The sequence below is a fragment of the Bacillus sp. N13C7 genome (genome assembly GCF_026790065.1).
In the GTDB taxonomy this organism is placed as follows: domain Bacteria; phylum Bacillota; class Bacilli; order Bacillales; family Bacillaceae; genus Bacillus.
Genome location: NZ_JALAMO010000009.1, coordinates 98,100 through 104,934 on the forward strand (window position 1 = coordinate 98,100; position 6,835 = coordinate 104,934).

The following is a 6,835-nucleotide window of genomic DNA, read 5'->3' on the forward strand; positions in this document are numbered from 1 at the left end:
AACAGTGGTAAAATATCGTTGGAAGCGTTTTTATTACATAATTTTGGACACAGCGTTCGAAAGTTATTTTAAGATAGTGAATCATTCACTTGATTATCTAAGTTGGGGGTAATATTCAAATGTTTCAAAATAGTATGAAACAACGAATGAATTGGGAAGATTTTTACGGTCCGAACCTCGGCTATGCGCTGGAGCTTTACGATCAGTATAACCAGGATCCGAACAGCATTGATCCGGATCTAAAGGACATGTTCGACGAGCTCGGTGCTCCGCCAAGCGATATAAAAGAGGCCTCGGGAACAAAAGAAAAGGGACGTGTTACAGCCGATCTGATTCAAAAGATCGCATCCGCAGTCAGACTTGCAGAAGATATCCGAACCTATGGCCATTTAAACGCTTCCGTCAATCCGCTCAGAAAGGATGGGAAAAAGAGCGAACTCTTTCCATTATCCGATTACGGGCTAACAGAAGAGGAAATCAAAGCAATACCTGCGTCAGTGATTTGTAAAGACGCTCCTAAAAACATTACGAACGGTCTAGAAGCCATTCAGTATTTACGAAATACCTATAAAAGAACGATCTCATTTGAATTTGACCATGTGCATGACTTCAAAGAGCGTGAGTGGCTGACGAGAAAGATTGAATCTGGTGAGCTGTTCCAGAAGAATTCAGCTGAAAAACTGTCGGCTGTGCTGGAAAGACTGACAGAAGTAGAGGGCTTCGAGCAGTTTTTGCACCGCACATTTGTCGGACAGAAGCGCTTTTCCATTGAGGGATTGGACGCACTTGTGCCAGTGTTGGATGACATTATTGCACAATCTGTCAAATCAGGTACGACCAGTGTAAACATCGGGATGGCGCACAGGGGGCGCCTGAATGTATTGGCTCACGTGCTCGGCAAACCTTATGAAATTATTTTCTCTGAATTTCAGCATGCGCCGAACAAAGACCTTGTCCCGTCTGAGGGATCAATTGGAATCAGCTACGGATGGACAGGGGATGTCAAATACCACCTGGGGGCGAATCGTGAGCTTCAAGATGCTGAAACAAAATCAGCGCGCATTACGTTAGCAAACAACCCAAGCCACTTGGAATTTATCAATCCGATTGTTGAAGGCAGCACAAGAGCGGCACAGGAAACACGAACACAAAGCGGATACCCGGTACAGGATGAAACAAAATCGCTTGCCATTTTAATTCATGGAGACGCTGCATTCCCAGGGGAAGGAATTGTTGCTGAAACATTGAATTTAAGCTCTTTAAAAGGGTATCAAGTAGGCGGTGCGATTCATATTATCGCCAATAATATGATCGGATTCACAACAGAAAGCGCTGAATCAAGATCAACAAAGTATGCCAGCGACCTGGCGAAGGGCTATGAAATTCCGATTGTTCACGTGAATGCGGACGATCCTGAAGCCTGTCTTTCAGCTGTTAAGTTTGCGGTTGAATACCGAAAAACGTTCAACAAGGACTTTCTGATTGACTTGATCGGGTACAGACGCTACGGGCACAATGAAATGGATGAGCCGTCAACCACTCAGCCGATGCTGTATGATGCTGTCAGAAAGCACCCGACCGTCAAACAAATTTTCGCTGAAAAGCTCGTAAAGGAAGGCGTGCTTACCGAGGAAGTTGTTGAAAACATCGAAAAATCTGTAACGAAGCGCATTGAGGATGCTTATCAGAAAGTGCCGTCTAAAAAGGAACATACCGCCTGTGAAATTGAACTTCCAGAGCCTGTATCAAACGGTTTCCCTGATGTAGACACATCCATTGATTTTGACGTGCTCCGCAAGCTGAATGGCGAATTGATCAACTGGCCGGAATCATTTAACGTTTTCGGAAAACTAAAGCGCATTTTAGAAAGACGTGCAAAGGCGTTTGATGATGACAGAAAAGTGGAATGGTCTTTGGCAGAATCACTCGCGTTTGCTTCGATTTTGAAAGACGGTACACCAATTCGTTTAACAGGACAGGATTCTGAGCGCGGAACGTTCGCCCAAAGAAACCTTGTGCTTCATGACAGTGAGACAGGCGAAGAATTTGTGCCGCTTCATCACTTATCAGACTGCAGCACATCGTTCGCTGTTCATAACAGCCCGTTGTCTGAAGGATCCGTTCTCGGCTTTGAATACGGCTATAACGTGCATTCACCGGAAACGCTTGTATTGTGGGAAGCACAGTACGGAGATTTTGCAAACGCTGCGCAAGTGTACTTTGACCAATTTATTTCTGCCGGACGCGCAAAATGGGGCCAAAAATCGGGATTAGTCATGCTTCTTCCGCACGGTTACGAGGGACAGGGGCCTGAGCACTCAAGCGGAAGAATCGAGCGGTTCCTGCAGCTTGCCGCGGAGAACAACTGGACGGTTGCCAACCTGACAAGCGCCGCACAGTATTTCCATATATTGAGAAGGCAGGCTAAAATGCTGCTTCGTGAAGAGATCAGACCGCTCGTCATTATGACGCCGAAGAGCCTTCTTCGCAACCCAAATACGGTTTCAGAAGTGCAAGAGCTTAGCGAAAGCCGCTTCCAGCCTGTTTACGAACAATCCGGACTTTCTCATGACTATGAAAAGGTAACCAGACTTGTATTATCCAGCGGTAAAGTGTCCATAGACATCAGCGATCATTTTAATAAACTAGAAGACGGTAAAGAGTGGCTTCACATTGCGAGAATTGAACAGCTGTATCCATTCCCGGCAAAAGGAGTCAAAAAATTATTTGCAAAACTTCCGAACCTGAAAGAAATCGTTTGGGTGCAGGAAGAGCCGCAGAACATGGGGGCTTGGGGTTATATCAGCCCGTATTTGACTGAAATTGCACCAGAAGGAGTAAGTGTTCAATATATTGGGCGAAGAAGACGATCCAGCCCTGCAGAGGGAGATCCGACAGTTCACAAAAAAGAACAGGAACGTATTGTATCTGATAGCTTGACTCGCAAAAACTAAGGGGGAAATGAAAAAATGGCGGAAATTAAGGTACCTGAATTAGCAGAATCAATCTCAGAAGGAACAATAGCCCAATGGTTAAAGCAGCCTGGTGATTATGTAGAACAGGGTGAATATCTGCTTGAACTAGAAACGGATAAAGTAAATGTTGAATTGACAGCAGAAGAATCGGGTGTACTTCAAGAGGTATTGAAAGATTCGGGTGATACCGTCCAAGTCGGAGAAATTATCGGTACGATTTCAGAAGGCGCGGGTGAAAGTTCTGCCCCTGCTCCTTCAGAGAAAGCTGACACCAAGGAAAGCAAAAAAGAAGAGCAGCAAGCGGAACCAGCGGCACAAGAGGTAAGCGAGGGAGCACAAACTGAATCAAAATCAAGAACGATCGCTTCTCCTTCAGCTCGTAAGCTGGCGAGAGAAAAAGGAATTGACCTGTCTCAGGTTCCAACGGGAGATCCGTTAGGAAGAGTGCGCAAGCAGGATGTCGAAGCGTACGAAAAACCAGCGTCAAAACCGTCTCCTCAGCAAAAACAGCAGCAGCCTCAGGCTCAAAAAGCACAACAAAGCTTTGACAAGCCTGTCGAAGTGCAAAAAATGTCTCGCCGCAGACAAACGATTGCCAAACGCCTTGTAGAGGTTCAGCAAACATCAGCGATGCTGACTACATTTAATGAAGTTGACATGACGGCTGTCATGAATCTTAGAAAACGCCGCAAAGATCAATTCTTTGAGCAAAACGAAGTGAAGCTTGGCTTTATGTCTTTCTTTACGAAAGCGGTCGTTGCTGCATTGAAGAAATATCCGCTGCTGAATGCGGAAATTCAAGGCGATGAGCTGATCGTTAAGAAATTCTACGATATCGGGATTGCTGTTGCAGCGGATGAAGGTCTTGTCGTTCCGGTAGTACGGGATGCGGATCGTCTGACATTTGCAGGTATCGAAAAAGAAATTGGCGAGCTTGCGAAAAAAGCAAGAAACAATAAATTAACCCTTAGCGAGCTTCAGGGGGGCTCCTTCACGATTACAAACGGAGGGACTTTCGGTTCACTGATGTCAACTCCGATTTTAAACAGCCCTCAAGTCGGTATTCTGGGCATGCATAAGATTCAGCTGCGTCCTGTAGCAATTGATGAAGAGCGTTTCGAAAACCGTCCGATGATGTACATCGCTTTATCTTATGATCACCGTATTGTAGACGGTAAAGAAGCGGTTGGCTTCCTCGTGACAATTAAAAATTTACTTGAAGATCCTGAACAGCTTTTATTAGAGGGATAATAAAAAAAGGTACATCACGATAAAGTGATGTACCTTTTTTGCTTGCCAATTTACAGAGACAGTTTGCTGCTGTTGGATGCTGCTTGTTTCTTTTTTACTTGTTTTGACCAGTATGTTGCAAGCATAGAACCTGAAAGGTTATGCCACACACTGAAAATTGCGCTTGGTACGGCGGATAGCGGGGAGAAATGAGCTGTGGCAAGTGCGGCTCCGAGTCCTGAATTTTGCATGCCGACTTCGATAGCAATGGCTTTTTGAGACGGATAGTCCATCTTAAAAATCTTTGCGCAAAGAAATCCAAGCATATAACCGATACCGTTATGAAGGATGACAACAGAAAAAATGAGCAACCCTGATTGAAGCAGATTTTCCCGGTTGCCGCTGACGACAGCTGAGACGATCGCAACGATGCCAATGACAGAAATAAGCGGAAGGGCATGTACAGCTTTTTCGACCTGTTTTCTGAAAAACATTTTGACGATCAGGCCTGCAATGATCGGAAATAAAACAGCCTGTAAGATTGAGATAAACAAAGACCCCGGCGAGACAGGAAGCCATTCCTTGGCAAACAGCATAATCAACAACGGTGTCACAACAGGTGCCAATAAGGTAGAAATGGTGGTAACCGCAACAGAAAGGGCTGTATTTCCTTTTGCTAAAAATGTCATGACATTTGATGAAGTTCCCCCAGGGCAGCAGCCGACAAGAATAACACCTACTGCAATTTCAGCTGGAAGATGCAGTCCAAACGCCAATCCAAAAGCTATAAGCGGCATGATGGTATATTGACCAATCACCCCAATAATGACATGCCAAGGTTTTCTGAGCAGCTCTTTGAAATCATCGGCTTGCAGTGTAAGACCCATTCCAAACATGATAATGCCAAGAAAAATTGTAATATAAGAACTGATCCACGTAAAAAAAGACGGGAAAGAAAATCCGAGCACTGCAAAAACAATGACCCATATGCCGAAGGTTTGTCCCGCAAAATGACTTATTTTTCTAATGCTGTCCATAAAAACACTCCTTATACAGTATCAAGAACTTCAGCAGAAATTCTCACAAATTTTTAAACATTCTCTTATTATAATTAATTTTCTGAATAATTCAATATTTGATTTTAGCAGATGACTATAGATATATGATGTAAACCAATCAAAATGTTCTTGACTATATAGGAAGATATTCTTACAATGAATCTTTATAATGGTTAGATCAAATAGGAGTGATAGAGTGAAGGAAGCGAATCAATGGTCTTCGAAGCTCGGCTTTATTTTAGCCGCGGCAGGATCAGCTATCGGGCTTGGCGCGATATGGAAATTTCCATACGTTGCTGGAACCAGTGGAGGAGGCGCATTTTTACTTATTTTTATTTTATTTACGGTTTTAATCGGACTGCCTTTATTGGTAGGTGAATTCATCATAGGCAGAAAAACACAGAAAGATGCCGTTCAGTCCTATAAAACACTTGCTCCGGGAACGAAGTGGCATTGGATCGGTTATTTAGGCATGGTAACGTGCTTTATTCTTCTATCTTTCTACAGTGTCGTCGGCGGATGGATTTTAATTTATATTATAAAAGGCTTCACCGGCGGTTTATCGCAAACATCTGGCTTTGATACGATATTTGCAAGTACGATTTCAAACCCTTATTTGGCTGTAGGAGGCCAGCTGCTCTTTATGGTGGTGACAATTTTAGTTGTTGCAAAAGGAGTTAGCAGCGGAATTGAAAAAGCAAGCCAAGTTTTAATGCCGGCGCTTTTTCTATTATTCATCATTTTAATGGTGCGTTCAGTTACACTTGATGGCGCGATGGAAGGAATCAAGTTTTTCCTCATGCCTGATTTAACCGCAATTGATGCCAATACGATTTTATATGCAATGGGACAATCCTTTTTCTTACTGAGTGTCGGTGTATCGGTCATGGTAACGTATAGCGCTTATTTAGAGAAACGGGAAAATCTGGTGCAGTCTGCTGTATCTGTAACTGTAATGAACGTGCTGGTTGCTGTAATGGCCGGAATTGCGATTTTTCCAGCTGTCTTTTCATTCGGTCTCAAACCAGACCAAGGACCTGTCCTGTTATTTAACGTGCTGCCGACTGTGTTTAATCAAATGCCGTTCGGAATTATCTTTTTATTAGCATTTTTACTTCTATTTTTATTTGCAGCACTGACATCCGCTTTTTCTATGCTGGAAATTTTGGTCGCAGTGCTTTCAAAAGGCGATGTCAATAAAAGAAAACGATTCGCTTGGTTAGGCGGAATTGCTATTTTTATTGTCGGAGTGCCGTCTGCATTATCATACGGTGTCTTAAGTGACGTCTCTATATTTCATTTGTCCATTTTTGATGCGGCAGACTATCTTGTAAGCAATATTTTAATGCCGTTAGGCGCATTATTGATTTCTATTTTTGTTCCGTTAAAAATACCGAAACAGGATTTGTTCGACGAGCTGAAAAGCGGTTCCAGCCTCAGACGAAAGTGGTTTGCGGTTTGGCTGCTGCTCATTCGTTATCTGTCTCCTGTTGCCATCATTATCGTCTTTTTGCATGTGTTAGGCATTTTTTAAAACAAGAAGCCCCCGGGAATGGTCTTATCCCTGTCAAG

General features: G+C 43.5%; 4 protein-coding genes. 3 read left to right on the forward strand and 1 reads right to left on the reverse strand.

The genetic code is table 11. The features are described from left to right. The first annotated feature begins 119 nt into the window (after positions 1–119). Complete coding sequence (gene sucA, locus MOB98_RS12725; protein ID WP_268362948.1) at positions 120–2,954, forward strand: 2-oxoglutarate dehydrogenase E1 component; 2,835 nt, start codon at positions 120–122, stop codon at positions 2,952–2,954. Positions 2,955–2,969: 15 nt separating this feature from the next. Continuing rightward, the gene (gene odhB / locus MOB98_RS12730; protein ID WP_268362947.1) at positions 2,970–4,226 is read left to right on the forward strand and encodes a 2-oxoglutarate dehydrogenase complex dihydrolipoyllysine-residue succinyltransferase; all 1,257 of its coding nucleotides are present in this window, start codon (positions 2,970–2,972) and stop codon (positions 4,224–4,226) included. A 50-nt stretch (positions 4,227–4,276) separates the two neighbouring features. Here the strand turns inward: odhB and MOB98_RS12735 are convergent, their stop codons facing one another. Further along, complete coding sequence (locus tag MOB98_RS12735; RefSeq protein ID WP_268362945.1) at positions 4,277–5,242, reverse strand: bile acid:sodium symporter family transporter; 966 nt, start codon at positions 5,240–5,242, stop codon at positions 4,277–4,279. 217 nt (positions 5,243–5,459) lie between these two features. Between MOB98_RS12735 and MOB98_RS12740 the strand changes: the two genes are divergently transcribed. Further along, the gene (locus tag MOB98_RS12740) at positions 5,460–6,797 is read left to right on the forward strand and encodes a sodium-dependent transporter (RefSeq protein ID WP_268362944.1); all 1,338 of its coding nucleotides are present in this window, start codon (positions 5,460–5,462) and stop codon (positions 6,795–6,797) included. Positions 6,798–6,835: the final 38 nt, after the last annotated feature.